Source organism: Streptomyces sp. NPDC037301 (genome assembly GCF_055602785.1).
Genome location: NZ_JBVJWD010000008.1, coordinates 17,594 through 42,432 on the forward strand (window position 1 = coordinate 17,594; position 24,839 = coordinate 42,432).

The 24,839-nt window shown below is 69.5% G+C and carries 25 protein-coding genes and 1 pseudogene; 15 read left to right on the forward strand and 11 right to left on the reverse strand.

The features are described 5' to 3' along the window. The first annotated feature begins 50 nt into the window (after positions 1 to 50). Genes gmd through ACZ7IB_RS15350 form a run of 5 tightly spaced genes read left to right on the forward strand, consistent with a single transcriptional unit; the run spans position 51 to position 5,143 of the window. Positions 51 to 1,064: a GDP-mannose 4,6-dehydratase gene (gene gmd, locus ACZ7IB_RS15330; protein WP_470912949.1), complete on the forward strand. Its 1,014-nt coding sequence runs from the start codon at positions 51 to 53 to the stop codon at positions 1,062 to 1,064. Continuing rightward, positions 1,061 to 1,369, forward strand: a complete 309-nt coding sequence (locus ACZ7IB_RS15335) for a hypothetical protein (RefSeq protein ID WP_470912950.1) — start codon at positions 1,061 to 1,063, stop codon at positions 1,367 to 1,369. Before gmd ends, ACZ7IB_RS15335 begins: the two co-directional genes overlap by 4 nt. Continuing rightward, the gene (locus tag ACZ7IB_RS15340) at positions 1,366 to 3,627 is read left to right on the forward strand and encodes a LamG-like jellyroll fold domain-containing protein (protein ID WP_470912951.1); all 2,262 of its coding nucleotides are present in this window, start codon (positions 1,366 to 1,368) and stop codon (positions 3,625 to 3,627) included. The genes ACZ7IB_RS15335 and ACZ7IB_RS15340 overlap by 4 nt, the downstream gene beginning before the upstream one ends. Beyond that, a complete protein-coding gene (locus ACZ7IB_RS15345) occupies positions 3,624 to 4,319 on the forward strand; it encodes a hypothetical protein (protein WP_470912952.1) in 696 nt (231 codons plus the stop codon). Before ACZ7IB_RS15340 ends, ACZ7IB_RS15345 begins: the two co-directional genes overlap by 4 nt. Next, entirely contained in the window at positions 4,316 to 5,143 is an 828-nt protein-coding gene (locus ACZ7IB_RS15350) for a glycosyltransferase family 2 protein (protein ID WP_470912953.1), read from the forward strand. Before ACZ7IB_RS15345 ends, ACZ7IB_RS15350 begins: the two co-directional genes overlap by 4 nt. A 1-nt stretch (position 5,144) precedes the next feature. Here ACZ7IB_RS15350 and ACZ7IB_RS15355 read toward each other — a convergent pair whose 3' ends face one another. Continuing rightward, positions 5,145 to 6,305 carry a glycosyltransferase gene (locus tag ACZ7IB_RS15355; RefSeq protein WP_470912954.1) on the reverse strand — a complete coding sequence of 387 codons (1,161 nt, stop codon included), beginning with the start codon at positions 6,303 to 6,305 and terminating at the stop codon, positions 5,145 to 5,147. 105 nt (positions 6,306 to 6,410) lie between these two features. On the opposite strand from ACZ7IB_RS15355, the gene ACZ7IB_RS15360 reads away from it, so the two are divergent. Continuing rightward, a complete protein-coding gene (locus ACZ7IB_RS15360; protein WP_470912955.1) occupies positions 6,411 to 7,925 on the forward strand; it encodes a hypothetical protein in 1,515 nt (504 codons plus the stop codon). On the opposite strand, the gene ACZ7IB_RS15365 is transcribed toward ACZ7IB_RS15360, so the two are convergent. The 3 genes from ACZ7IB_RS15365 to ACZ7IB_RS15375 are packed head-to-tail and all read right to left on the reverse strand — an operon-like array spanning position 7,894 to position 12,085. Next, positions 7,894 to 9,138, reverse strand: coding sequence for an MATE family efflux transporter (locus ACZ7IB_RS15365; protein WP_470912956.1), 1,245 nt, complete (start codon positions 9,136 to 9,138; stop codon positions 7,894 to 7,896). The two genes, ACZ7IB_RS15360 and ACZ7IB_RS15365, sit on opposite strands and share 32 nt — an antisense overlap. Next, positions 9,135 to 10,823 (reverse strand): P-loop NTPase family protein, encoded by a 1,689-nt coding sequence (locus tag ACZ7IB_RS15370; RefSeq protein ID WP_470912957.1) that lies wholly within the window; start codon positions 10,821 to 10,823, stop codon positions 9,135 to 9,137. The genes ACZ7IB_RS15365 and ACZ7IB_RS15370 overlap by 4 nt, the downstream gene beginning before the upstream one ends. Then, positions 10,820 to 12,085: a glycosyltransferase gene (locus ACZ7IB_RS15375; RefSeq protein ID WP_470912958.1), complete on the reverse strand. Its 1,266-nt coding sequence runs from the start codon at positions 12,083 to 12,085 to the stop codon at positions 10,820 to 10,822. The genes ACZ7IB_RS15370 and ACZ7IB_RS15375 overlap by 4 nt, the downstream gene beginning before the upstream one ends. A 211-nt stretch (positions 12,086 to 12,296) precedes the next feature. On the opposite strand from ACZ7IB_RS15375, the gene ACZ7IB_RS15380 reads away from it, so the two are divergent. Continuing rightward, the gene (locus ACZ7IB_RS15380) at positions 12,297 to 12,746 is read left to right on the forward strand and encodes an FAD synthase family protein (protein ID WP_470912959.1); all 450 of its coding nucleotides are present in this window, start codon (positions 12,297 to 12,299) and stop codon (positions 12,744 to 12,746) included. Here ACZ7IB_RS15380 and ACZ7IB_RS15385 read toward each other — a convergent pair. Further along, complete coding sequence (locus ACZ7IB_RS15385) at positions 12,712 to 13,443, reverse strand: CDP-alcohol phosphatidyltransferase family protein (RefSeq protein WP_470912960.1); 732 nt, start codon at positions 13,441 to 13,443, stop codon at positions 12,712 to 12,714. The two genes, ACZ7IB_RS15380 and ACZ7IB_RS15385, sit on opposite strands and share 35 nt — an antisense overlap. Positions 13,444 to 13,615: 172 nt before the next feature. Next, positions 13,616 to 14,308, reverse strand: a complete 693-nt coding sequence (locus ACZ7IB_RS15390; protein ID WP_470912961.1) for a ribonuclease H family protein — start codon at positions 14,306 to 14,308, stop codon at positions 13,616 to 13,618. Positions 14,309 to 14,440: 132 nt separating this feature from the next. Between ACZ7IB_RS15390 and ACZ7IB_RS15395 the strand changes: the two genes are divergently transcribed. Continuing rightward, on the forward strand, positions 14,441 to 14,632 hold the full coding sequence (locus ACZ7IB_RS15395; protein WP_470912962.1) for a DUF6381 family protein: 192 nt from the start codon (positions 14,441 to 14,443) through the stop codon (positions 14,630 to 14,632). Between the two features lie 104 nt (positions 14,633 to 14,736). Here ACZ7IB_RS15395 and ACZ7IB_RS15400 read toward each other — a convergent pair whose 3' ends face one another. Beyond that, positions 14,737 to 14,976 (reverse strand): hypothetical protein, encoded by a 240-nt coding sequence (locus tag ACZ7IB_RS15400; RefSeq protein WP_470912963.1) that lies wholly within the window; start codon positions 14,974 to 14,976, stop codon positions 14,737 to 14,739. A 171-nt stretch (positions 14,977 to 15,147) separates the two neighbouring features. Between ACZ7IB_RS15400 and ACZ7IB_RS15405 the strand changes: the two are divergent. From ACZ7IB_RS15405 to ACZ7IB_RS15430, 6 genes and pseudogenes are all read left to right on the forward strand, one after another. Then, positions 15,148 to 16,100: pseudogene (locus tag ACZ7IB_RS15405) on the forward strand (DUF6807 domain-containing protein). A gap of 148 nt (positions 16,101 to 16,248) precedes the next feature. Continuing rightward, positions 16,249 to 17,319: a LacI family DNA-binding transcriptional regulator gene (locus tag ACZ7IB_RS15410; protein WP_470912964.1), complete on the forward strand. Its 1,071-nt coding sequence runs from the start codon at positions 16,249 to 16,251 to the stop codon at positions 17,317 to 17,319. A gap of 165 nt (positions 17,320 to 17,484) precedes the next feature. After that, positions 17,485 to 17,787, forward strand: coding sequence for a GntR family transcriptional regulator (locus ACZ7IB_RS15415; RefSeq protein WP_470912965.1), 303 nt, complete (start codon positions 17,485 to 17,487; stop codon positions 17,785 to 17,787). A 119-nt stretch (positions 17,788 to 17,906) separates the two neighbouring features. Further along, the gene (locus ACZ7IB_RS15420; protein WP_470912966.1) at positions 17,907 to 18,194 is read left to right on the forward strand and encodes a hypothetical protein; all 288 of its coding nucleotides are present in this window, start codon (positions 17,907 to 17,909) and stop codon (positions 18,192 to 18,194) included. Between the two features lie 39 nt (positions 18,195 to 18,233). Next, positions 18,234 to 18,392 (forward strand): hypothetical protein, encoded by a 159-nt coding sequence (locus tag ACZ7IB_RS15425; RefSeq protein WP_470912967.1) that lies wholly within the window; start codon positions 18,234 to 18,236, stop codon positions 18,390 to 18,392. Next, complete coding sequence (locus tag ACZ7IB_RS15430) at positions 18,389 to 19,717, forward strand: hypothetical protein (RefSeq protein WP_470912968.1); 1,329 nt, start codon at positions 18,389 to 18,391, stop codon at positions 19,715 to 19,717. Before ACZ7IB_RS15425 ends, ACZ7IB_RS15430 begins: the two co-directional genes overlap by 4 nt. A 126-nt stretch (positions 19,718 to 19,843) precedes the next feature. On the opposite strand, the gene ACZ7IB_RS15435 is transcribed toward ACZ7IB_RS15430, so the two are convergent. Beyond that, positions 19,844 to 20,848 carry an alpha/beta fold hydrolase gene (locus tag ACZ7IB_RS15435; RefSeq protein WP_470912969.1) on the reverse strand — a complete coding sequence of 335 codons (1,005 nt, stop codon included), beginning with the start codon at positions 20,846 to 20,848 and terminating at the stop codon, positions 19,844 to 19,846. 274 nt (positions 20,849 to 21,122) lie between these two features. Here ACZ7IB_RS15435 and ACZ7IB_RS15440 point away from each other — a divergent pair, with 274 nt between their 5' ends. Then, on the forward strand, positions 21,123 to 22,184 hold the full coding sequence (locus ACZ7IB_RS15440) for a PP2C family protein-serine/threonine phosphatase (protein ID WP_470913173.1): 1,062 nt from the start codon (positions 21,123 to 21,125) through the stop codon (positions 22,182 to 22,184). A gap of 19 nt (positions 22,185 to 22,203) precedes the next feature. Here ACZ7IB_RS15440 and ACZ7IB_RS15445 read toward each other — a convergent pair whose 3' ends face one another. From ACZ7IB_RS15445 to ACZ7IB_RS15455, 3 genes are all read right to left on the reverse strand, one after another. After that, a complete protein-coding gene (locus ACZ7IB_RS15445; RefSeq protein WP_470912970.1) occupies positions 22,204 to 23,409 on the reverse strand; it encodes an FUSC family protein in 1,206 nt (401 codons plus the stop codon). Between the two features lie 97 nt (positions 23,410 to 23,506). Beyond that, positions 23,507 to 24,133, reverse strand: a complete 627-nt coding sequence (locus ACZ7IB_RS15450; protein ID WP_470912971.1) for a glycosyltransferase — start codon at positions 24,131 to 24,133, stop codon at positions 23,507 to 23,509. Between the two features lie 292 nt (positions 24,134 to 24,425). After that, positions 24,426 to 24,644 carry a hypothetical protein gene (locus tag ACZ7IB_RS15455; protein WP_470912972.1) on the reverse strand — a complete coding sequence of 73 codons (219 nt, stop codon included), beginning with the start codon at positions 24,642 to 24,644 and terminating at the stop codon, positions 24,426 to 24,428. Between the last annotated feature and the right edge of the window lie 195 nt (positions 24,645 to 24,839).

Below are 24,839 nucleotides of genomic sequence, written 5' to 3' on the forward strand. Positions count from 1 at the left end.
TATTTCGGTGGGAACCAACAGCCTTTAAGACGAACACAGAAGGGGGAGTCGTGGCGAAGACCGCGCTCATCACCGGCGTGACCGGACAGGACGGTTCGTACCTGTCCGAGCTGCTGCTCGACAAGGGGTACACGGTCCATGGACTGATACGCCGGTCGTCGAGCTTCAACACCGAGCGGATCGACCACATCTACCAGGGACCGGAGGAAGAGAACCGTTCGTTCGTCCTGCATCACGCCGACCTCGCCGACGGGGTCGCGCTGGTGAATCTGCTGCGCGACATCCGGCCGGACGAGGTCTACAACCTGGGTGCGCAGTCGCACGTCCGCGTCTCGTTCGACGCTCCGCTGTACACCGGTGACATCACCGGTCTCGGCACCATCCGGCTGCTGGAGGCGGTCCGCGCGAGCGGTATCGACACCCGTGTCTATCAGGCGTCCTCGTCGGAGATGTTCGGCGCCATGCCTCCGCCGCAGAACGAGAAGACCCCCTTCCATCCGCGGAGCCCGTACAGCGTCGCCAAGGTCTATTCGTACTGGGCGACCGTCAACTACCGTGAGGCGTACGGGATGTTCGCGGTCAATGGGATTCTCTTCAACCACGAGTCCCCGCGCCGCGGCGAGACGTTCGTGACCCGGAAGATCACTCGTGGGGTGGCCAGGATCAGAGCGGGTCTGCAGACCCACCTCCATCTGGGCAATCTCGATGCCGTGCGCGACTGGGGCTACGCCCCCGAGTACGTCGACGCGATGTGGCGCATGCTGCAGTGCGACAACCCGGACGACTACGTCGTGGCCACCGGCGAGGGTGTCAGCGTCCGGCAGTTCCTGGAGTACGCCTTCGCGCACGCCGGCCTGGACTGGCGGGAGCACGTCCGCTACGACGCCAAGTACGAGCGCCCCAGCGAGGTCGACGCGCTGATCGGTGATGCCGCCAAGGCCGAGGAACTGCTCGGCTGGAAACCGGCCGTGAAATCGCAGGAGCTCGCCAGGATCATGGTCGAGGCGGACATCCGGCAGCTGTCCGACCAGCTCGCCGGAGCGGCTGTGCGGGTCGACCGATGAGAGATCCGGGCACATCCGACGGAGGCACCGCCCCGCCGGTCACCGGTGTGTCGACCGGTTCGGCAATCACCCACAGCACCCGGCCGTCGCACCCCACGACCGTGCCGGGGACCAAAACGGGCACGACCTCGCTCTCCACCGGCTGCCCGGTGGACCCGAGCGCGTCCGCACCGGTCCGGGCCCCGGGCCCGGACCACTCACTCGCCCTCGCCGGCAGCGGGACGGACAGTTTCCGCCGCCGGTCGGACGAGGCAGGAACCGCGGCCTTCCGGCCGCAGCTCGTTCTCACCTTCGGAGCTGAATGATGAACGGAAGTACGGGGCGCAGACCCATCGGACGCGGCAGAGCACGTGCCGCGGCCGCCGCGCTCTGCCTGCTCGCCGGAGCCCTGACCGCCGCCGCGTCCGGGGGTTCCCCGGCCGCGGCCCTCACACCGCCGGTCTCGCTGACCGCGGACGACCTCACCACCTGGCAGACCAACGGCATCGTCTGGTCGATGGCCGCGTCGGACGCCGGTGTCGTGTACACCGGCGGGACCTTCTCCACCGTCCGGCCGCCGGACGCGGCCGCCGGAACCTCCGAACAGCCCGCAGTGAACTTCGCCGCGTTCGACGCGGCGACCGGTGCACCGACCGGCTGCAGTCTGTCGTTCACGCTCTCGTCGGGGACGGCGACCGTACGGGCCCTCGCGCTCTCCCCCGATCAGAAGACGCTGTACGTCGGCGGGCAGTTCGGGGCGGTGAGCGGGGTCGGGGTGAGCAATATCGCCGCGATCGACACCGCGACGTGCACCCCGCGCCAGGACTTCAAGGTCTCTGTCTCCGCAACGGTACGGGCGCTGGCTGTCACGGCCGGCACCGTCTATCTGGGCGGTGACTTCAACACAGTGGCGGGGCAGACCCGGAACAAGTTCGCCGCGGTCACCACGGGTGCCGCGCTGAAGCCGTGGACGGCCAACACCGACGAGGTGGGCCGGGCCGTGGAGCTGACGCCCGATCAGAAGCACGTGCTGATCGGCGGTGACTTCTTCACCGTCAACGGCACCACCTCGCACGCGCTGGCCGTCGTGGACGCCACCACCGGGGCCGTCGCCAAGAGCTACCCGGCCGGTTTCATTCCGAACACCTCCACGGTGCAGGACCTGACCACGGACGCCACCGGCTTCTACACCGCCAACGAGGGCACCGGAGGCGGTGTCTTCGACGGCCGGATCGCGCTGAACCTCAGCAACTTCGACCAGCGCTGGCGGGACACCTGCCTGGGCGCCACCCAGGCCGTCCTCGTGCACAACGGCGTTCTGTACAGCGGCAGTCACGCGCACGACTGCGCCAGCATGGGCGAGTTTCCGGAGCAGCCGCGCAAGCATCTGCTGGCCCAGTCCGTCGACGACCCCAAGCTGCTCCCCTGGTTCCCGGACACCAACGACGGCATCGGGGAGCCGGTCGGACCGCGGGTGATGGCGCAGACCGACAAGGGCGGCCATCACTATCTGTGGGTGGGCGGCGAGTTCACCACCGTCAACGGGTCCGCGCAGCAGGGCCTCACCCGGTTCGCCGACGGCCCCGACACCGGGGCGCCATGGGTGCCGAACGTCAGCCTGTCCACTATTGCCGCGGGCAAGGTGGAGGTCAACTGGCAGACGAGCTTCGACGCCGACGACGGTGAGCTCACCTACCGGATCTACAAGGACGGTGCGAGCACCCCGGTTTACACCACGACGGGGTACTCGCTGTTCTGGGACCGGCCACAGCTGAGGTGGACCGATACGGACGTGGCCGCGGGTGAGACCCACTCGTACCGGATCAGCGCGAGCGACGGCACCAACACCAGTGCCAAGTCGCCCGCCCTGTCCGCCACCGTGGCGTCAGCCGCCGGGAAGTACCCCGCCAAGGTGCTGGCGGACGGTGCTTCGCTGTACTGGCGGTACGACGAAGGCACCTCGACCTTCGCCGCAGACACCGGCAGCAAGCTGGACAACGGATTCCTGCGCAACTCCCCCGCCTACCGGCAGACTCCGGCCGCTGTGGCGGGTGCCTCGACCGCGATCGGCTTCAACGGATCGAACCAGTACGCGTACAGCAACAAGCGTCATGCACAGCCCACCAGGTTCTCGGTGGAGACATGGATCAAGACGACGACCACCAGGGGAGGGAAGATCATCGGCTTCGGCAATATGACCATGGAGAACAGCAACCAGTACGACAAGCATGTGTACATGCGCAATGACGGGCGGCTGATCTTCGGGGTCCGCAGCGGCGGCACCAGGACCATCACGACGCCTGCCGCCTACAACGACGGCGCCTGGCACCATGTCGTCGCCACGCAGGGCACCGGCGGCATGGCGCTGTACGTGGACGGGCAACTCCGCGCCACCAACGCCCTCTACACCGGCAACGAGAGCTACAGCGGCTTCTGGAGGGTGGGCGGGGACAACCTGAACAACTGGCCGAACCAGCCGACGAGCAGCTTCTTCGCCGGGCAGATCGACGAGACCGCCGTCTACCCGACCGCGCTGAGCAGCTCGCAGGTCAGCGCCCACTACGCCCTGAGGACGGGTGGATGAGGTATCCGTTCCCGGCCGGCGCCGCCGTCGTCGTACTGACGGCGGCGCTGGCCGCCTGCGGCTCGTCCTCCGACGGTCACAAGGCTGCGAGCGATGCAAGGCCGTCGGCCACCCGGACCCCTGTCACGGCCCCCTCGGCGGGTCCCGGCGCCACCTCGCCCAGTGGCCCGTCGGCTCCGCTGACGAGCGAACCACCGAAACTGCCCACCGATGAACTCACGCCGGCCACCGGCTCCTTCAACAAGAAGCAGAAGGAGTATCTGGTCGGCCGCGTGCCCAAGGGCATGGATCCGGCGGCCGTGCTCCAGACCGGTCAGGAGACCTGCGACAAGCTGACGTACCTCGTGAAGGTCGACCGGGACACGGCGGTCGGCGCGATCGTGACGGGCGAGATCGCGGATGCGAAACCCGCCGTCGAGCACCTCTGCACCCAGCACGAAGAGCTGGTGCGGGAGGCCTCACAGGGGTACGCGGACGGCACGTACGAGGACGAGCAGATCCGGCCCGGCCGCTACCACGACGTCACTCCCACCAAGAACTGCACCTGGCAGATCACCGGGGCCAACGGCAAGAACCTGGTGTCGGGCTCCTCCGCTTCCGGGAAGCGGGCCGAGATCACCGTCCCGGAGGCGGCCCGCGTGTTCACCTCCACAGGCTGCTACGCCTGGCTGCCCGAAGGAGACCATGGATGAGCAAGCTGCCGATAGCCGTGGCGATCCCCACGAAGAACGAGGGGCTGAACATCGCCGAGGCGGTGAAGTCGGTGCTCGGCCACTTCGAGGCGGTCGTCGTCGTCGACTCGCACAGTACGGACGACACGGCGAAGATCGCCGAGGAGTGCGGGGCCGAGGTGATGACATACACCTGGGACGGCGGTCATCCGCGCAAGAAGCAGTGGTGCCTGGACCATGTCCGCACGGACCTGGACTGGATTCTGCTGCTCGACGGGGACGAGCGGCTCAGCCCCGGTCTGCTGGCCGAACTGCGGCAGATCTTCGCCGATCCCGGCGCGCCGAAGCCCGCGGCGTACGACATACCGCTGGGTTACTGGTTCTCCGGAAAGCGGCTGCGGCACGGCTACACCATCCGCAAGCGGTCACTGACCGACCGCACCCGTTGCAGATACCCGGAGGTCGGGGATCTCGAAGCGCCGGGCATCGGCGAGGTCGAGGGCCACTACCAGCCGGTCGCCGAGTCGGCCGGCTCGCTCCGCAATCCGATCGAGCACCAGGACCTCGACCCGGTCACCGCCTGGTTCGAGCGGCACAACCGGTACTCGGACTGGGAGGCGTGGCTGGAGCACCACCCCGAGGTCAAGGAGCAGGTACGGAGAGTGAAGTCGCGCCAGGGACAGCTTTTCCACAAGGCGCCCTTCAAGCCCCTGGTGTCGTTCGCGTACATGTATGTGTACCGGCGGGGATTCCTCGACGGGCGGGCGGGTTTCGACTTCGCGCTGGCGATGAGTTTCTACCGCTGGCAGATCGCGCTCAAGTCCCGTGAGGGGAAGACCTTTTGACTCAGCGGCCCTTCCGGCGGACCACGTCCTCGTAGGTCCGCCGGAGGGTCCGGGTCACGGCCTCTATGGTGAACTGCTCATTGACCAGTTCCCAAGCAGCCTTTCCCGCCCGGGCGTTGGCCTCGGGTTCGAGGAGTTCCAGTATCGCCCCGGCGACCTTGAGCGCGTTCGTCCCGTTCTCACCGACCCGGCTGTCGATCACCCGGCCCGCCCCGGCCCGCGCGACATCGGGGCCGAGGCCACACGTGCGGGTGATGACCACGGGGGTGCCGACCGACATCGCTTCGAGGACGGATACGCCCAGGGGTTCCTCGATCGACGGCAGTACGTACACATCGGCCAGCCGCCCCGCCGCCAGGACCTCTTCGTGGTCGAGCGCTCCCACCTGGTCGAGGGAGTCCACCACCTCCAGTCTGCGGGCGAGTTCGAGAGTCGCGGGCAGCGCTCCGGTGTCGGGGCCGGCCAGCACGAACCGGGCGTCCGGATGCTCGGCCAGGACCGTCGGCATCGCGGCGACGAAGTCCTCCGGGCGCTTGCGCTCCTGGATCCGGGCCAGGAAGAGGACCGTCGGCGGCCGCCCAGGCTCCCGGGCCGGGCCCAGCTCCTGCGGCCGTACGCCATTGACCAGCCGTACGGTGCGGGTCAACGGCACCGGTGCGGCAACGGCGTTCACATCGAGGCGTTCCATCTCGGTCAGGTGCAGCACGGCGTCGGCTTCCCGCAGCACCTTGCGTACCCCCAGCAGATCGGTCAGCTGGGCAACCCGCTTCTCGGTCGGGTCCACCATGCCATGGGTCTGGGCGACCAGGGGTGTGCGGGAGGCCAGCGCGAGCAGTGCGACGGGCAGCGTCACCAGGTCGCGCATGAGATGGACATGGACGAGATCGGCGCCGCGCATCATGCGACGGGCGGCGAGCAGGAGCGCACCGGAGGTGATTCCGCTGACCTCGAACACGGGGAGCAGATGGCGGGCCCGGAAGAGATGGACCGGCACTCCCTCGACCTCGCGCGGCAGTCGGCCTTCGAAGCCGTCGCCCAGTGCCATGATGCGGGCGTCGTCGCCCCCGGCCCGCTGAACCTTCGACAGGTTGAGCGCCACCCTCGTCGGGCCGCCGAACGCATGGTCCGGGGTGTGCAGTGTGACAACGTGCAGGATCTTCACCAGGGTTCCCCTCAACCTCGGCCGACCTTTTCCAGACTAGTCATCCAAACCCCCCAAGTGGGTTGATTCGTTAGAGTGTTCACAGGTCCACGGAACGGGGAACAGATGACGTCCGTGCACGAGGCGGCGGCGTCCGTACCCGTACCGGAGCACGGCCCGCAAGACCCGGTCCAGCCGCCGGCGAAGCCCATGTCTTGGGCGATGCTGTCGCGGGCTCTGGCCGTGCCTCTCATCCTCGGCCTGGTCTGCTTCCTGCCCGCGGTGATCGCGGCGCAGCCGGGGACGGGCGTCCGGGACACCGCGTACTGGCTGCAGCTGGTGCTGACGTGTTACGCGGGAGCCCGGCTCGCCACGATGATTCTGTCCACGCGGCGGCGTCTGCTGCAGGGCGTGTTCTGGATGTTCGTGTACATCGCGATGGGGGTGGCGCCGTTCGCGCAGGCGGTCATCGGGCAGACCCCCACCCCGATGGTCGGGCCGCGGTCGGATCTGATGACGGCCATCGCGCTGATCCTGGTGGGGTGCGCCGCGTTCGACCTCGGGGCGCTGCTGGCGTCCCGGCGTCCACTGCGCCGCCGGGCCACCGCACGCTCCGGAAGCGGTCCGGCCACCGCGCACCGGATGCGGCTCAGGCTGCTGGTGGTGCTGGCCTTCGCGGCGAGCGGCTACTACGTCCTGAAGCTCGGCGGGCCCGCGATCTTCTTCACCAGCCGCCAGGAGATCAGCGCCTCGGTCGCGGTCAGCGGGGTCGCGTCGAGCCAGTCCAACGTGGGGTCGGCCTTCCTCAAGGGCTTCGGTACGGTACCCGCGCTGCTGGGGCTGCTCTTCTACACCCGCCGCCTGGTGACCTCGCGCAGGGCCCGGCGTTCCCCCTCGACGGTTCTCGTCTGGTGCGGGCTGCTGATCCTCAACGTCGTCGTCAACAACCCGATATCCAATGCCCGTTACTGGTTCCTGACCGTACTGGTCTCGCTCCTGTTCACCGCGTTCCCGAGCAGCGCGGCGATGTACCGGTCGGTGCTGGCCATGGGGGTGGTCGGGGCGCTGGTGCTGTTCCCGTACGCGGACCGGTTCCGCTACGACGGCGCCGGGTACCGGCCGGTGGATTCGTCGTCGGTCTTCGAGCCGCTGGCCACCAAGGATTACGACCAGACGGTGATGTTCGCCAACACCATTACCTGGGTCGACACCCGCGGCCACACCTATGGGCGTCAACTGGCGGGATCCGCCCTCTTCTTCGTGCCGCGGTCGGTGTGGAGCGGCAAGCCGGAGGACACGGGGGTCCGCGTCGGCCAGTGGATGGGGATGAACATGACCAACCTGTCGGCACCGCTGTGGACCGAGCTCTGGGTCGACTTCGGTGCTCCGGGCGTGGTCGGCGGTCTCGCACTGATCGGGTACGTCGCCGCACGCACCGACCGGCGTTACGCGCGGGCGGTGTCCCGGGACGGCCCGGGCCCCGGCAGTGTTCTGGCCATCGCCGCGCCGCTGATCGCCGGGTACACCTTCATTCTGTTGCGCGGACCGCTGTTGCAGTCCGTCGGGAAACTGGCGATCGCGGCGCTCTGTCTGCTGCTGATCACCAGCTTCAGGAGCCGGAACGGACAGCGCGCGCGCTGACGGGCGCCTGTTCCACCGCGGTGCGGCGTCTGAGCCGGGCCACCCGGGTCCAGGTGGCCACCGCCTTGCAGACGGATCCCAGGCACAGGCCCCAGGCCGCACCCGGCACCCCGCCGAGCACATAGCCGCCGGTGAGGAAGGCGACAGCGGCGAGCGAGAAGATCACCTGGATGGAGAGGGTGGTACGGGGGTCGAGCATCCGGAGCGCCAGCAGCCCGCAGGTGCCGACGGCCATCGCCGCGTACTGGCTGCCCGTCGCCGGGAGCAGGGCGGCGGCCGTGGGCCAGGTGTCGCCGAGCAGATGGCGGCCGATTCCGTCGGGCAGCAGGGCGAGTGCGGTGGCCCAGGCGGCGGCTGTGGCGGCCAGGACCGCGGCGAGCGTCGCTGTGGCGCGTACCCTGCGCCGTTCGGAGGCGAGCCGTCCGAGCAGGGGCGGGCCGAAGCCGGTGGCCGAGGTGAACAGCACGTTCAACGGCCCGAAGAGAGTGGTGGCGCCGCGCAGGGCTCCCACCACGAGCGGGTTGCCGACCATGCCGAGTCCGAGGACGGAGAGCTGGCTGGTGGCGTTTCCCACCCCGAACTCCACCACGAAGCGCCGTCCCAGATGCCCTTTCCGCAGCAGGACCTTGAGCCGCAGGTTCGTACCGGCCACTCTGCGGTGCAGCAGGGCAGCCGACAGCAGGAGGGCGGGCAGCGCGGACAGCCCCCAGACGCTGACGAGCCTGGCCGCCGGGGCACCGTACGGCTGCATGGCCAGCGCGCCCAGCACACAGACCAGTCTGAGCACATCGCTCGCCAACGCCAGGTGCGGCAGGTGCAGGGTGGAGAAGGCGTAACGCATGGTGTCCTGCCCCAGGACCACCGGCAGGACGAGCCCCAGCATCATCAGGGCACGGGCGGTGGCTCCCGGCAGCGTCAGGCAGACGGTGGCGAGCAGGGCGCCGAGCGCGGTCGCGGTGAGCAGGGTGAAGGCGACCGCCGACCGGCACGCCCCTCGCACCTCGTCACTCTCGCCGCGCCGCAGCACGAGCGGCTGCCCGGTGTAGGCGCCGGATACCCCCAGCAACACGGTGAAGGCGAGGTAGACCGCCGAGAAGCGGGCGAAGTCGGCCACCGTGGAGAGCCGGGCGGCGGCCACCAGCACCAGGATGTTGGTGAGCGCCGCCACGCCCTGGTCCGCGACCGAGCAGACGATCGCGGTCCGTGCCTTCATCTGTGTCCCGCGGTGTAGTCGAAGGTGCGCAGGCCGAGCGTCTCGGCCGGGTCACCGGTGTGCTCCCGGCCGCCGCGGCCGCCGTCGCCCCGGCCCGTCCCGGAGCCGGACCGGCCGCCGCCCGTGCGGCGCCGGCCGGCCTTCTTGCGGGCCCGGCGCTCGTAGCGGCTCCGGCCGGGGTGCAGCAGGGCGCCGAGTACGGAGCCTCCGGCCGCCTCGATGATCTCGCGGATCCGCTCCAGGTCGCTGCGGTGCACCTCGCGCGGGTCGCAGACCACCACGACACCCTCCACCCGGTCGATCAGTGCGACGGCGTCGGCGTACGAGAGCACGGGCTGGGCCAGCACGATGACGACGGCGCCCGGCCGGTCGCCCTCGGCGACGATCCGTCCGACGGGCGCGGAGGTCAGGGCACGCGGGACGTTGTCCGTGCGCCGGCCCGCTATCAGGGTGAAGGCACCCGAACCGGGTACGTCCACATTCATCCGGCTGTCCGACGGCCAGGCCCGTTCGCCCTCCGACGCCCAGCGCGGCCCGGCGCCCTGCACGGCCGGGCCGAGGTCCCCGGCCAGCGAGGGGGTGCGCAGATCGGCCTCGACCAGGAGTACGTCACGTCCCATCTCGGCGAAGGCCGCGGCCAGGTTGACCGCGGCGGCCGCCGCTGCGTCGTTGTCCCCGCGCGGGGCCGTGACCAGGAGTCTGCGGCGCTGGGCGAACGACGGGTCGTAGGCGAGCCGGAAGGCGACCGCCCGGTACTCCTCGGCGAGCCGGCTCCCGCTCCGTCCGATGGCGAGCAGCGCGCCCACGGATGCTCGTTCCCTGGGCAGGGTGCCGAGCAGCGGGGCGCCGAGCGAACGGACCAGCTCCCGGGTGGAGCGCACGGCAGGGTCGAAGACCAGGCGTACCCACGAAAGGAGCAGTCCGAGCGCGAGCCCGACGACACCGCCGAGTCCGAGCAGCAGGGGCAGCCCCGCACCGGTGGGGTCCGTGGGCGCGACGGGCTTCTTCGTCAGATAGCCGGGAGTGGTGTCCAGAGCGCGCAACTCCGAGATTTTCCTGGTCAGTTCGGAGATCGAGACCACGAGGTTGCCCCGTGCGCTGGTCACGTCGTTGCTCGTCCCGGCCTGCTCCGCCAACTGATCGCGCTGTTCGGTGAGGGGCTTCAGCTGGGCACGGTAGCCGTCGACCATGTTGGCGATGCTGTCCTCGGTGCGCTGTCTGCGGATCTCCAGATAGGCGTCGGCGAGCGCCTCGGCCCGCGCCTTCGCCAGCGCGGGGGTGCGGCCGGTGTAGGAGAAGCGGAGCACGAGGGTGTTCGGCGGGTTGGTGACCTGGAGACCGGACAGCAGGGTCCCGACCTCCACCCGGTCGCCGTGCCTGGCCAGGGAGCCGACGGCCAGGGTGCCCACGGTGTCGCTGACGGCGGTCTGCCGCTCGGAGCCGATGTTGATGCCCTTGTCGGCGGAGGCGCCCGCGGCGAAGGGATCCGAGGCGGCGGAGCGTACGACCACCTCGCCCGTCGATGTGTAGCTCTCCTCGCCGCTCAGGGCGAGCCAGCCGCCGCCCAGCAGTCCGAGGACCACGCCGGAGGCGAGTAGTGCGCGATAGCGCAGGAGCTGACGGAACTGGTCCCTCAGCAGCGCGGGTTCGTCCTGGTCCTCCAGGGCGCGGATCGGCTGGGTCATCGGCGTGGTCTCCCTTGTGCGTCCGCGAGGACCTCGGTGAGCAGTGCGTCGAAGCGGGCCAGGCCCGCCTCTCGGCTCAGGTGACGTGCGACGTACTGCGGTCCGTTGGCGCCGAGCCGGTCCGCTTCGGCCGGCGCTTCGAAGAGCTTGCGTACGGCTGACAGCAGCGCGGCGGGATCCTCCGGTGCGACGAGGATCCCGGCGCCGGACCGGTGGACCTCCTGGGCGGTGCCTCCCCCGTCGGCGACCGAGGCGACGACGGGGCGGCCCGAGACGAAGTACGAGGTAAGTTTGGACGGGACGCTCATGTCGAGCACGGATGCCCGCTGGGTCACCGCCAGCACATCTGCGGCAGCGAGAATGTCCGTGAACTCGTCCGCCCCGGCCGGCGGCAGGAAGTCGAGATTGCGCAGGCCCGTCGCACGCCCCAGCAGCGCCTCGCGCTGATTCCCGTCCCCCATCAGCACGACACGTATCTCCGGTGCCAGCCGGGCTGCGTCGACCAGGACCTCCAGGCCCTGTTTGAGTCCCATGTTCCCCGAGTGCAGGACCACGGGAGTGCCCTCGCTCCAGCCGAGTCTTGCCCGGGTCCCCGTGCGGTCTGCCGAAGACGCCTGCACATGCGACCAGTTGGGAACGATACGGATACGCCCCGGGTCCACGCCGTACTCGGTGACACGCGGGACGAAACTCTCATGGATGACTCCGACGAGGGCGGCGCCGCGCAGCGCGTAACGTTCGGCCGCCGAGGCGACGGCTGCCGCCCGGCCCCCGCCCCGGATACCGCTCTGCGCGGCGGCGGCACCCATCAGATCCTGCACGACCGGTATGTGCGGGACTCGGTGGCGGCCCGCCAGCCGGGCCCCTATGACACCGCCCGCAAGGCTCGGCATCTGGGAGATCACCGCGTCCGGCGGACGCGAAACGGGCGGCGACAGCAGACCGTGCCCGAGCACCGTGGCCTCGAACGCCGCTCTGCGCAGGGCAGTCTGGCGCGGCGGCACATAGTGTCTTCGCCGGTGGACGGTGACCCCGGCCCGCTTCTCGGCGACCCGCCACACGCCCCGGTACTCCGCTTCGGTACGCCAGGACGGGTAGTGCGGCATGCCGGTCAGTACATGGGTCTCGGCCCCGGACGCGGCCCAGTGCTCGGCGAGCTGCGCGGCGTACGGGCCGATGCCCGTCAGCTCCGGTGCGTAGTTGGTCGAGACGACCAGCAGCGTGCGGTCTTCGAACGGCTTGTGACGATCGGCATCGGACATGGACGCTCGCCTTCCCCCCGGAACATTCTGTGTTCCCCCCAAGGAACAGCCCCAAAAGTGAGCTTATCCGTTCACGAGATGCGCAAGTGGTCTTCACAGTAAGGTCGTTGCACCATCAACACCGATACCGATATCCCGCAGCACCGGATGCCATGTCCGGACAACGGCTGCTGGACACGGACATCACGTTCACCGTGGGGGGAGAGAACGGATGGTGCACAGGGTCGGCTACGCGCCGGGGGTCTACGACCTGTTCCACATAGGGCACCTCAACATCCTGCGGCATGCCCGCAGCCAGTGCGACTACCTCGTCGCGGGTGTCGTCTCGGACGAGATGGCCGCGCTCGCCAAGGGCCACAAACCGGTGATTCCGCTGCCGGAACGGCTGGAGATCGTACGCAGTGTCCGCTACGTGGACGCCGCGTTCGTCGAGACCGTGCCCGACAAGGTCGAGACCTGGCAGCAGGTCAGGTTCGACGTCATCTTCAAGGGGGACGACTGGCGGGACACGGAGAAGGGCAAGCGGCTGGAGCACGACTTCGCCGAGGTAGGCGTCGAGGTGGTCTACTTCCCGTACACCGTGCACACGTCCAGCACCCAGCTGCGCCGGGCGCTGGACACGCTCGTCAGTCCGCAGTCCGGAGCGCTGTCAGCTCCCTGAACCACTTGGCGAGGAACGCCACCAGGAACAGTGCGTGCACGACAGCGAGCACCGCATAGCCGATGCGGAACGCGGTCCGGTCGCCGAGCAGCAGGAACACCAGGCAGAACACCCCGTAGTCTGCGGGCAGCAGTGCCACGGCCCGCACCCGGGACACCGGGGCCGCGGCACCGCTGCCCGCCGTGGGCGAGGCGGCCGCCCTGCCCAGCTGTTCACGCAGCAGCCCGGCGCAGAAGGTCAGAACGGCGGTGAACAGGAAGCCCAGCGGCAGGAGCAGCCAGCCCTCGGCCGGCAGATCGAAAAACCGCTGGAACGAGATCAGCACGGCGGTGTGTACGAGGATCATCTTGGCGCAGTCCACGACATGGTCCAGCCACTCGCCGTCCGGACCTCCCCTGCCGGTCAGCCTGGCCAGCTGCCCGTCGGCCGAATCGAAGGCGAAGCCGATGACGAGCCCCGCGTACACCGCGACCGCGAGCCCCCAGGACGGCCGGACGAGAGCCACCGAGGCGATGGCGGCGAAGGTGAATGCCGCGCTGATCAGCGTGACTTGATTGGGCGTCAGTCCGATGCGATATGCACCTGCCGCGAACAACCGTCCGGCCGGGCGGTTCACGTACCGCGAGTACAGCGACACCCCCTTGGCCGTCTTCTGCGCGCCGCGCAATTCGCGCAGAACCGTGCCCGTGCTTCCCATACGCCCCCCAGCGTGTCGCCGTTGCCGGCGGCATCGGCAGAGCACTGCGGACGCTGCCGTCGGAGCCGCATCATGGCACGCGGGCCCCATTTCGCGTGGCCACTCGCCCGCTCCGGGCGGCGAACCGCCTCCGTCGGGCCGCACCGGGTGCGCAGGCCCGACGGGCCGTGCCTCAGACGGGCGCTGTGCGGCACTCCGGGTGGCCCCAGCCGTTAGGGTTCTTGGCGATCATCTCCTGTGCCGCGTAAGGCTTTCCGCAGTGGCAGCGGCCCGCGAACCTGGCCCGGATGGTTCCACCGGAGCGTGCGGAGCGCGCCGCGCCCCCTGCCTTCTTCGCCGGAGCACTCTTGCCCCGCCCCTCGGTCGCCCGGGCCGGAGCGGGCGTCGGCAACTGCGAGCCGTGCGCGGTACCGGCCGGCCGCTGCGCCACAGCAGCCTCGCTGGCCGCCTGGTCGGCGAGGGCGTTGAGCGGATCTCCGTCCACCTGGTGGGCGGGCACATAGACGAAGTCCACGGTCCGGCCGGTCAGCAGGGCGTCGATGCGGGACACCAGGTCACGGTTGGCCACCGGCTTTCCGGCCGAGGTCTTCCAGCCGTTGCGCTTCCATCCCGGCAGCCACTTCGTCACCGCGTTCATCGCGTACTGCGAATCCATCCGTACTTCGATCGTCACGGACGGATCCGTGGACTCCAACAGCTCCTGCAGCGCCGTGAGTTCGGCGACATTGTTGGTGGCGGTCCCCAGCGGACCCGCTTCCCAGCGCTCCGGTCGCCCCTGCGCATCGGCCACGACCCACGCCCAGGCCGCAGGCCCCGGATTGCCCTTCGATGCCCCGTCACACGCGGCGATGATGCTCTCGTTCATGCCCTCGATCATGCCAGCGCCGCACCACCCCCACGGCACACCGTAACACTGAGTGACGATTCGAGGTGCGGTGAACCGGCGACGCTGGTTCTCTGATGGAGCAAGCTCTTCCCAACCGCACAAGGAGCGATGATGAGCGTTGCACGTGAATCCGGTGACCGTGCGCAGCAGCTGCGCGAGAAGGCCCGGCACATGACCGAGGCCGCTGAGCGCACCACCGACCCTGAGCAGCGCCGGCGGCTCCAGGAGAAGGCCCAGAAGCTGCAGGAGCAGAGTGACCAGCAGGGCAACATCGGCAGCGAGAACATCCGCCCGCCGAAGTAGTACCTGTGTCACGTAGTACCTGTGTCACGTAGTACCTGTGTCACGTAGTACCTGCGTCACGTAGTACCTGCGTCACGTAGTACCTGCGTCACGTAGTACCCGTGTCACGCAGTACCTGCCTCAGAGAAACGGCCGACGTCTTGCTGCCCTTCCATGAGTGAGCGGCAAGCCGTCGGCCGGTCGGCCCCCGGTATCACATCGACGACCGCGGCATTGATCGCGTGGTACATCCCGAAGTCGTCGGCGTTGACGATCAGCACCCGGGCGCCGGGAGGGAATCCCGGCAGCTCGGCCGATGGAACCGGGTGCGCGGCGGCTGCGGGCTCGGAGCGTTGTCCATCCATGGCGGCAGCCCCGGTTGCGGGTCGTGCCCGGAATTTCACAGGTGGGGGGTGCGCAGCGGGTGGGCGCCGAGCGTGCGGAACACCGGTCCGTTTCCTTGTTGTTGACGTTCGTCCGGCGCAGGCCCTAGGTTTTGGTAAGCGCTTTCCGGTCGTACCCGGGAGACTCGGGACATGAGCAGTCCACTGCGCATCACGCACGCCCACGGGGACCGGATCACGGTCACGGAGGAGCGGGGCGGCATCGATCTGATCAGCTATGTCTACCGCCCGGAGGCGGCCTGGGGGCCCCGAAGCCGTACGTCCACCCCATGCGCACACTGGCCGATAACGTTGTCACCGACTATCGGCCCAGTGATCTCCGCTGGCACAAGGGCCTCCAGATGACGGCCTCCCATCTGTCCGGGCAGAACCTGTGGGGAGGCAACACCTATGTGCACGGCCAGGACTACCGGCCGCTGCCCGAACGGGTCGGATCGATGGCGCACATCGGGTTCGACGAGGTGGCGGCGGACGCCGGGCGTGCGGTCATCGCGGAGCGGCTGAGCTGGCTCCACCACGACGGCACGCACTGGGCGGACGAGCAGCGGCGTATCGAGATGCATGACGTGGAGCACGCCGGATCCGGCGCCGGTACGGGCGCCGGTGGCAGTTGGACGCTGACCTGGTCGAGCGCGATCACCAATCGGCGTACCGAGCCGCTGCACTTCGGCAGCCCCACGACGCACGGCCGGGAGGCGGCGGGCTACACCGGTCTCTTCTGGCGTGGGCCGCGCGCCTTCCGGGGCGGGCTGATCCTCGGGCCGGACGGCGCGGGGCCGGAGCTGATGGGGACGCAGGCGCCGTGGCTGGCCTACAGCGGTGAGCACGACGGCGCCGACGGCCACGCCACACTGATTTTCCGGCACGCCCCGGAGAACGATCACACGGGAGAGAGTGGGACCCACCCGGCGCACTGGTTCGTCCGCAACGAACCCTTCGCGGCCGTCGCGCCCTCCTTCGCGTTCTACGACGAACTGGAGCTGGCCCCGGGCGACACCCTGTCCCGCCGCTACCGCGTCACTGTCGCGGACGGGGCATGGGACCGGGAACGGGTCGCCGAGTACCTCGCGGAGCACCCGTGGTGAACGAGACGTCCAGAGGATTCTGAGGACGAGGCCACGATGCCGCCGACCGGGCCGGGCCGATGGAGCACGGGCCGACCGAGGTCCCGGTGCCGGGTTTCCTATTGCGTACGCAATGGGAAAACGCTTTCAGTGCAGCTATCGTAGCCCTATGCAAAGCCAGGTCAATCGACGTTCCGCCCGTCCCCGCCCGCCGTCCGCCGTGACGCTCCAGCAGGTCGCGCAGGACGCCGGGGTCTCTCTCGCCACGGCTTCGCGCGTCCTCAGCGACAGCGACCGCAACGTCACCCGGGAGCTGCAGGAGCGCGTCCTGGAGGCGGCCGCCCGGCTCCGCTATGTGTCCAACGCGCCGGCCCGCGCGCTCGTGCAGTCCACGACGTCCATCGTCGGTCTGATCGTGCACGATGTGAACGACGCCTACTACTCCGCCATCGCGGCCGGTGTCATGGAGGTCGCCCGCGACCACAAGCTCCTCGTGATGCTGGCCGGCACCTTCCATGAGCCCGGACTCCAGGCGGAGTATGTGGCACGGCTGCGGGCGCAGCGGGCCCGCGCCGTCGTCCTGGCCGGCTCGGGCTTCACCGGCGGGAGCCCCGCGCTCACCCAGGAGCTGGAGGCGTTCGCGGCGCAGGGCGGCCGGGTGACCGCGGTCGCGCACCAGGATCTTCCGGTGGACACGATCGCGCCGGGAAACCGCGACGGTGGCCGGGCGGTCGCCGAGCATCTCGCCCGGCTGGGGCACACGGAGATCGGCATCATCTGCGGACCGCTGGCGCTGGTCTCCGTACAGGACCGGCTGCACGGCTTCCTGGAGCGGGCGGCCGAACTGGGCATCTCCGTTCAGGAGCGCCATCGCGTCGAGGCCGACTTCACCCGGGACGGCGGGCGGGCCGCGGCGGTGCAGTTGTTCCGCAGGTCGCCGGGGATCACCGCACTCTTCGCGCTCAATGACGCCATGGCGCTCGGGGCGCTCGCGGCGCTCCGTGACGACCTCGGGCGGAGCGTGCCCGCCGATGTCTCCGTCGTCGGCTTCGACGATCTGCCGGTGGCCTGCGACGTCACGCCCGCGTTGACCACCGTGCGGCTGCCGCTCGAAGAGATCGGCCGCCGGGCGCTGCTGCTGGCCCTCGGCGACGCGACGGCGACGCCGCGCACGCTCGCCGTGCCGTCGCGACTGGTGGTGCGTGCCAGCACGGCACCGCCGCCCCGCACGACCGGCTGAGGACCCCGTCCGGGCCACTGGATTGACGCATTGAATCGTCAACTCCCCTAATTGACGCACTAAGTTGCCGGTTTTCGCCGCAACCCCCTTGAAATAATACGTTAACCGCCACCACACTGTGATCAAGGCCGATTGACGCGTAAAATCCGGGAGGGCGGTGGCTGGATGGGTACGTCCGGGCCCAAGTACCAGCGCATCAAGGATGAGTTGCGGGCCGAGGTGGCACGTGACGAGTACGAGGCCGGCGCCCCGTTCATCACTCAGAACCAGCTGCGCGAGCGTTTCGGGGTCAGTTCCACCACCGCCGTCCGGGCACTCAACGACCTTGTCGCGGAAGGGTTGTTGGTACGCCGCCGGGGTCTGGGTACCTTTGTCGCCGATCCTTCGGGACTGGAAAGCGTTTTCCAGCCGGGGTCACCTTGCACCGCCCGATATCGCCGCGCCAATGGGTTCGGGATGGACTTCTGACCCGGGGTCTCACCGCATGCCCCTTGCCCGGCCGTTGACATCGGCTTAGCCTCTGGAAAACGTTTCCCAAGCGTTGCCGGAGATCGTCGGTCCGACGATCGCGAGCTGGAGGACATCCCGTGCACCCTGCCTGGTCGGCCGCCGGGTACGACCGCGCCCTGCTGCGAGCGGCCCTTTCCGAGGGCGACCGCTGCTGGGACTCCGAGGCGAACCTGCTGCAGGTCGAAGCCCCGTACAACCCCATCCACACCCACATCAAGGGCGGCCCTGCGCACCCCACCCGCAACTCCCTGCAGTACGCGCTGCTGCTGCTCGAACGGGACGGTGACGGCGACGGCGAGCACGCTCACTCAGTGATCCTGCGGATCGCGGAGCTCCAGGACCGGTCCACGGAGAGCGCCACCTAGGGCATCTGGGGCTATTACGCCGAGGAACCGGCAGCGAAGATGGACCCCGCCGACTGGAACTGGGCGGACTTCCTCGGTATCCAGCTGCTGCTGGTGCACGCCCGGCCGGTGACCGTCTGCCACCCGCGGTGCTGTGTGAACTCCGGGAGTCGGTACGGCACGCGGCGGCGTCGATCGTCCGCCGGAATGTCCACATGACGTACACCAACGTCGCCGTGATGGGCACGTTCGTCACGCTTGCCGCCGGGAGGCTCCTCGACGACGAGGCGCTGTTCGCGTACGGCAAGGACCGCATGGTGCGGCTGTGCGAGGCGATTGACAGCACCGGCAGCTTCACCGAGTTCAACAGCCCGTCCTACTGGGGTGTCGTGCTCCAGACGCTGCCCCTGATCAGGGAACACGTCCGGGACGAGGAGGTGCTGGAGCTCAACAACCGGCTGCACGACCGGCTCTGGCTGCACTTCCTGGCCCGCTGGCACCCGCCGACCCGTCAGCTCTCCGGCCCCATGGCCCGCTGCTACAGCAACGATCTGGGCGTGCCACCGTTCCTGGTGAAGGCGGTACGCGGTGTGCTGAGCACCCCGGAGATCGGCTCTGTCCGGGGGGAGATGTCGATCGGTGTGCACGCCTGTGTGGAGTACCGCATGCCCGACTGGGCCCTGCCTCGACTGCTGGCACTGGAGGGTGAGCGTGAGCACCGGGAGCTCTTCGCCGAGAGCCCTTCCCCGGAGACGGGAACCACCTGGCTGGACGCGGTCACCACACTGGGCAGCGTGAACCACCAGGACACCTGGCTGCAGCGCCGCCCCCTGTTCGGCCACTGGGTGCGCCCCGACGGCTCTCCCGGACATCTGCACGTCCATCTGATGAGGGACGACGGGGCGGAGGACTTCGACTTCGCGTCCGGTGTGCTCTCCACCGTGCAGAGCGGCCCGCATGTGGCCTGGTTGGCGGGTTTCGCCTGCCCGGCGGGCGACCGGCACCACCACCTCGACATGATCGAGCCGGGTGACCGGTTCCGGGCGCGGTCGCTGCGTCTGGTGGTGGACGTGATCGGTGCGCCGCCCGTGGCAAAGACGTCCGTGGTCGACGGCGATGTCGACCTCGTCCTGGGGACGGCGCGGCTGGGCTTCAGCCTGGCCGGGGGCAGTTTCGGCGGCCGTACGCCGACGGCCCGGCTGGTCCCGCTCGCTGACGGGGTGCGGATCGAAGTCGTCCTTTTCGAGAGCGCGACCCCGGTCGAGCTGGGCTGGGCGGCGTTGGGCGACACGTTCGCGGCGGGGACCCTCTCCCTCGTACGGTCCGGCACGGAGCAGGGTGCGGAGCCGGCACCGGATCCCGAGGTGGACGTGGTCGGCGACTGCGCCGAGGTGTGCTGGACGACCCCTCAGGGACGCCGGCTGACGGTGCGCGGCGGCCGGTCGGTCGTGTCCCGCGAGGAGCACGCCGCGCTGCACTCCGCGACGGTGGACGGCGCGGCACCGCCGTCGCCCCACCTGTCGGAGTCCCGGCTGGTGCCGTAGACACCCAGGAGCTCCGCTCCGGCCCCCGGGCCGGAGCGGAGCTCCTGGTGGCGCCGTGCCGTGACGGGCGCAGCCGAACCCGGGGGTCGGCCTGGTACCGGGTGCTCGCTGATTCGTGTATTCGTGTCAGAGGGCCGTGTCGGGACCGTCATTGGTGACGCGGCGCTTGCGGGCCGCCGTCACCAGGCCCGCGCCTGTCAGGACGGTCACGCCCGCGAGTCCGCCGATGCAGGCCAGGACCACAGTGCTGGTGCCCGTCGGGGCCATGAGCGACTTCGCGGGTGTTCGGTCTCCGGCGGCCTGCCGGATGAGATCGGCGACGACATCGGGGTGCGACATCATCGCGACATGGGAGGAGTCGACCTCGACGGTGTGCGAATTGGCGCGCTTGGCCTCGAAGCGTTCGAGATCCGGGGCGATGGCCTTGTCCCGGGTGGCCACCAGCGCCCAGGACGGAATGGTCTTCCAGGCCGCCGCAGCCGCCGTGCCCATGAACGCGGCTCCGTTGATGGGGCGCTGAGTGGCGGCCATCACGGCCGTGGTGCCCGACGGCAAGTCCGCCGCGAAGACGTCGTGGAACTTGGCGGGCTGGATGTACAGATCGGTCCCCTCCTTTCCGTCGGCCTCCGGGAACGGCACCGGCTTCAGAGCCGCATTCAGCTCGCTTCCCGCGAACTTCGCCGACAGGTCCGACAGCCTCTCCCCCTTGTCCGGCATGAGCGCGGACACGAACACCAGCGACTTCACTTGCGGGTTCCCCGCGGCGGCGTCGCTGATCACCGCACCGCCGTAGGAATGCCCGGCCAGCACGATCGGGCCCCTGATGCTCTTCAGCACGCCGGCTATGTACGCGGAGTCACCGGCGAGCCCGCGCAGCGGATTGGCCGGGGCCATGACCTTGTACCCGTCACGCTGCAGGCGTTCCACCACGCCGTTCCAGCCCGAGGCATCGGCGAACGCGCCGTGTACCACCACCACCGTGGGCTTGGCGCCGACCGGATCGACACCGCCCTCGGCTGCGGCAGGTCCGGCGCCCGCGGCAAGGGCGGCCGCGGTGAGCGTCACGGCGACGGTCTGCGCGCGCCGCCCGCGTATCCGCATCCGCGGGGCGAGGAAGGTTGAGACGGTCATGCTGTTCTCTCTTCGTCGAGGAGCGGTTGGTGGGCTCAGCGTTGCCAGGCCCGGCCCGAATGGCGCGACGCGCGAAGCAAGGGAGTGAAATCGGGCGACCGTTCGAGTGAGCGATGTGCAACACGGAGTGACGGGAGCCGAGGATGTGCCATGCGTGCCGATCAGCGGTACGCGAGCGGAGGCGGACCGGGTGCGGTATCCCGGAAGCATGGCTTCCCGGCGGTTCCTTCAGTCGTTCCGAAAGACCCGAAGGCGCAGGAACGCTCTCGTGGCGATGCCGTTCGCGCTGATCGCCGTCGTCACGGTGGTTGACGTCACCTCGCCGCCGGATGTGCACCTCGGCCCGTTCCTGGTGGCGGCTCCCGCGGTGGCTGCCTCTTTCACGGGGCCGCGCATGACCGCTTTCGTCGGTGCGGTCGCCGTGCTGGCCCAATCCCTGGTGGCCATCGCGCGCACCAGCATCAACGACCTCAATCACACCTACCAGATCATCGCGCTCATTCTCATCTCTGGCTTCGTCACCTTCTTCGCCCATCTGAGAGAACGGAACGAGCAGGCGGTGTCCCAGCTCCGTTCGGTGGCCGAAGCGGCGCAGCGAGTGGTGCTTCGGCCGCTGCCCAGGCGCAGTGGCCCCCTGCGCATCGCCTCGGCCTATCTGGCCGCGGAGGCGGAGGCGCAGATCGGGGGCGACCTGTACGCGGCCGCCCGCACCACCGACGGAACCCGCCTGATCATCGGCGATGTCCGCGGTAAGGGACTGTCCGCGATCGGCGAGGCAGCCAGCGTCCTGGGTGCCTTCCACGCTCTTTCCCGCCAGGAGTCGCAGCTGCCCGATCTGGTGGCGCATCTGGAGGCGAGCATCGCACTGGACGAGAACCACCCCGTTCACGAAGGCATGGACGACGACCAGGACCTTGCGGAGTCCTTTGTCACCGCGGCCGTTCTCGACATCCCGGATGCCTCCACCGAACTCCACCTCGTCAGCTGCGGTCATCCACCGCCGCTCCTACTACGCGCGGGAGAGGCGATCCCGCTCAAAGTACGAGCGCCCGCCCCGCCGCTCGGTCTGACGCACCTGCTGGTCACCGAACACACGGCGGAGACGTTCGCCTTCGGCGTCGGCGACACCCTGCTTCTGTACACGGACGGTGTCATCGAGTCCCGGGACCGGTCAGGGGTCTTCTATCCGCTCCCGGAGCGGGCCGCATTGCGATGCGGCCAGGGCCCGGACTCCCTGCTGGAATCTCTGTGTGCCGACCTTGTCCGCCACGCCGGCGGCCGCCTGGGCGACGATGCGGCGCTGGTCGCCATCGAACGGCTTCCGGCCTCCGGGTGACGCCACCCGCCCGCACCGCTCAGGTCCGACTGCCTCGCAGCCGGCGCGATACGGCACGCAACCAGGGATGGTGTTCGTGCAGTTGCGCCGAGTGCCGGTCGAGCTCCTTGCCCAGGCGTTCCGTGCGCTTGTCGATGTCGAGCTCGTCCAGAATCCGGTCGACCTCGGCGAGCAGGGCTCCGTGCAACTGCCACTGTCTGGGATGTTCCTGAACGTCTTCGAGGAGCAGGTTCGCCACCCGGTCCCTGGTCGCACGGCTGACGGCAAGTGCGCGGGCGAGCCGGTCCTCAGCCTCCTCGCCGTTCTCCGCGACCGGAGTGATGATCAACTCCGAGAAGCTCTCGATGGCACCGGCCATCTGTCCGAACAGCTCCGTCAGGGATTCGGCCACGTCGGCGGGGAACAGCGTCTCGTCGGTGCGGGCCTTGGCCAGGTCGGTCAGGGTGCGTGACAGCACCCGCAGCACGACGGCGCAGATCTCCAGGGTGTCCAGACCGGTACGCAGCACGACCCGGTACAGCAGTCCCTGCCGGACGCGCGGGTTGAGCGTGAGGCCTTCCTCGGCCTGCCGCAGCGAGGCGTCGACCTCCACGATGTCATGGTCCAGCCGACGGGCTTCGTGGAGCCGGTCGACCGCCCGCTGGACGGAGGTGTGACGGCCCACGTCCTCTCCCATCGCGCGGAACAGATGTCCCATCGCCTGGGCCAGACTGTCGATGGAGGCGCCCGCGGACTGCACCCAGACGGGTGGCGCGAAGAGCAGGTTGAACAGCATTCCCACGCCCGCGCCGATCAGTGTCTCCAGCACGCGGTCCCATGCCGTGGAGGCGACCTGCGAGACGCCCAGTACGAGCATCGCGCTGATCGCCACCTCGGGTACGAACTCGTCGACCCGCACCAGCCGCCCGATGATCAGCGAGGCGAAGATGGTCAGGCCGAGGCTCCACCAGCTGAGTCCCACCAGGGAGCTGAGCGCACTGGCGATGAGCACCCCGACGATGACGGAGTTCACCCGGCGGATCCCCGTGGTGAGGGTCGCGTAGAGGGTGACCTGTACGACGAGGAGTGCGGTGAGCGGTGCGGTGAGCGGTGCCGGATGCGGAAGGGTCCACACCGCCACGACGTAGGCGATGACGGAGGCTGCCGTGGAACGCAGGGTCTGCGCTCCGACGGGCTCGGTCGTACGCCGGACGAGCTTGATCACGGGTGCGGATACTCGTGCCATCTCTTTCCCATGCCCGCCCGTACGCCGCCACAGCGCCTCGGCGCACCGAACCCCACCGTACGGACGTGCCGCTGGGCGGAGCTGCGGATGTCGTGGCTCAGGAGCGCGGTTCGAGGGCGCCGATCAGTTCCCTGTCCGTGGCGGTGGCCCGCATCTCGTCGGACAGGCACTCGGCCCGCGCCCGGTACGAGGGTTTCTTGAGGACCAGTTCGACGGCCGACCGGATACGGAAGACATCGTCGGGGCCGAGCACCGTCGACTCGTCCGCCGGGCCCGCGGTCGGGGTGACAGCTGTCCCCGCGCCCGCCTCGGCCACGAGCCGGGCGTTCACGGGCTGGTCGGCGAAGAGGGGGACGCAGACCAGCGGGACGCCTGCCGCCAGGGCGCCGAAGACCGTCCCCGACCCGCCGTGGCAGACCACGAGGGAGGCACTGCCCAGGACATCGGCCTGCGGCACCCACGCCTCCACATGGACGTTGGGCGGAATCGGCCCGAGCCCCGATACGTCGGCGCCGTGCCCCGTCGTCAGCAGTACCCGCACCGGCAGTCCGCTCACCGCCTCCAGCGCCGCCCGGTACAGGCCGGCGGCGGTCGGCATGGCGCCCGCCACGGTGCCCAGGGTGAGGTAGACGAGCGGTTCCTCGACCCCGCCCCACCAGTTCGGCAGTACGCCCGGACGAAGGGGTTCACAACTGTTTGGCCAGCACCTTGTTTTGGCGAACATGGGCACGATTGAGTGAACGGCGTGACGATCTGTGGGTGTGCCCGGCGGGGTGTGCGTAACGTGTTCGTTGCGACTTGGAACGCCGGGTGTGGCGTCAGCAGTCGGGGCCCCCGTTCCACCGGAGTGATGGTTCGGGGCCTCCCCGTCGCCTCTGGCCACACCCACATGGCCAGGTCGTAGGGATTCCGCCCGCCTGGAACGGACCGCATACGTGATATGCGTCGCCGCCCAGGACGCGAAAGCGGAGGACCAGCGCGCCCAAGACCGTTCGGGGCGTGCCAGTAGGGCGGGCTCACTCCTGCTCACTGCCCAGGAACGGTTCGTGGTAGCGGTGGGTCACGGCGTACGGCGAGGGATCGAGGGAAGCCGGCAGGCGCGTCAGACTGGCCGCCACGCGGCATGCCTCCTCCAGCGCGGGAAGCATCGCGGCGGTGCACAGCCGGCCGAACACCTCTCTCGTCATCAGGGACACGCCGTCGTCCCAGGGCAGCTCGAGCACGCGCGCCGTCACCGGCCCGAGCTCCTCGTCGGGCGGCTCCCCTCCGATGCGGTACGGCTGTTCCCGGGTCGCCAGTAACGTTTCGAGTTTCGGTGGCGGGGGGGGGGGGGGGGGGGGGGTGGGGTTGGGTGGGAGGATAGCTGCGGGAAAGGGGGGGGGGGGGGAGGGAAGTCACATCTGTGCGTGAGCAAAAAAACCCAGCGGCGC

What these genes read in the sequence shown, in the direction of transcription:
- ACZ7IB_RS15335 (WP_470912950.1), top strand. Translation starts at nt 1,061, where the DNA reads ATGAGAGATCCGGGCACATCCGACGGAGGCACCGCCCCGCCGGTCACC.
- ACZ7IB_RS15340 (WP_470912951.1), top strand. Translation starts at nt 1,366, where the DNA reads ATGATGAACGGAAGTACGGGGCGCAGACCCATCGGACGCGGCAGAGCA.
- ACZ7IB_RS15345 (WP_470912952.1), top strand. Translation starts at nt 3,624, where the DNA reads ATGAGGTATCCGTTCCCGGCCGGCGCCGCCGTCGTCGTACTGACGGCG.
- ACZ7IB_RS15350 (WP_470912953.1), top strand. Translation starts at nt 4,316, where the DNA reads ATGAGCAAGCTGCCGATAGCCGTGGCGATCCCCACGAAGAACGAGGGG.
- ACZ7IB_RS15360 (WP_470912955.1), top strand. Translation starts at nt 6,411, where the DNA reads ATGACGTCCGTGCACGAGGCGGCGGCGTCCGTACCCGTACCGGAGCAC.
- ACZ7IB_RS15365 (WP_470912956.1), bottom strand. Translation starts at nt 9,138, where the DNA reads ATGAAGGCACGGACCGCGATCGTCTGCTCGGTCGCGGACCAGGGCGTG.
- ACZ7IB_RS15370 (WP_470912957.1), bottom strand. Translation starts at nt 10,823, where the DNA reads ATGACCCAGCCGATCCGCGCCCTGGAGGACCAGGACGAACCCGCGCTG.
- ACZ7IB_RS15375 (WP_470912958.1), bottom strand. Translation starts at nt 12,085, where the DNA reads ATGTCCGATGCCGATCGTCACAAGCCGTTCGAAGACCGCACGCTGCTG.
- ACZ7IB_RS15380 (WP_470912959.1), top strand. Translation starts at nt 12,297, where the DNA reads ATGGTGCACAGGGTCGGCTACGCGCCGGGGGTCTACGACCTGTTCCAC.
- ACZ7IB_RS15385 (WP_470912960.1), bottom strand. Translation starts at nt 13,443, where the DNA reads ATGGGAAGCACGGGCACGGTTCTGCGCGAATTGCGCGGCGCGCAGAAG.
- ACZ7IB_RS15390 (WP_470912961.1), bottom strand. Translation starts at nt 14,308, where the DNA reads ATGAACGAGAGCATCATCGCCGCGTGTGACGGGGCATCGAAGGGCAAT.
- ACZ7IB_RS15395 (WP_470912962.1), top strand. Translation starts at nt 14,441, where the DNA reads ATGAGCGTTGCACGTGAATCCGGTGACCGTGCGCAGCAGCTGCGCGAG.
- ACZ7IB_RS15400 (WP_470912963.1), bottom strand. Translation starts at nt 14,976, where the DNA reads ATGGATGGACAACGCTCCGAGCCCGCAGCCGCCGCGCACCCGGTTCCA.
- ACZ7IB_RS15410 (WP_470912964.1), top strand. Translation starts at nt 16,249, where the DNA reads ATGCAAAGCCAGGTCAATCGACGTTCCGCCCGTCCCCGCCCGCCGTCC.
- ACZ7IB_RS15415 (WP_470912965.1), top strand. Translation starts at nt 17,485, where the DNA reads ATGGGTACGTCCGGGCCCAAGTACCAGCGCATCAAGGATGAGTTGCGG.
- ACZ7IB_RS15425 (WP_470912967.1), top strand. Translation starts at nt 18,234, where the DNA reads ATGGACCCCGCCGACTGGAACTGGGCGGACTTCCTCGGTATCCAGCTG.
- ACZ7IB_RS15430 (WP_470912968.1), top strand. Translation starts at nt 18,389, where the DNA reads ATGACGTACACCAACGTCGCCGTGATGGGCACGTTCGTCACGCTTGCC.
- ACZ7IB_RS15435 (WP_470912969.1), bottom strand. Translation starts at nt 20,848, where the DNA reads ATGACCGTCTCAACCTTCCTCGCCCCGCGGATGCGGATACGCGGGCGG.
- ACZ7IB_RS15440 (WP_470913173.1), top strand. Translation starts at nt 21,123, where the DNA reads ATGCCGTTCGCGCTGATCGCCGTCGTCACGGTGGTTGACGTCACCTCG.
- ACZ7IB_RS15445 (WP_470912970.1), bottom strand. Translation starts at nt 23,409, where the DNA reads ATGGCACGAGTATCCGCACCCGTGATCAAGCTCGTCCGGCGTACGACC.
- ACZ7IB_RS15450 (WP_470912971.1), bottom strand. Translation starts at nt 24,133, where the DNA reads ATGTTCGCCAAAACAAGGTGCTGGCCAAACAGTTGTGAACCCCTTCGT.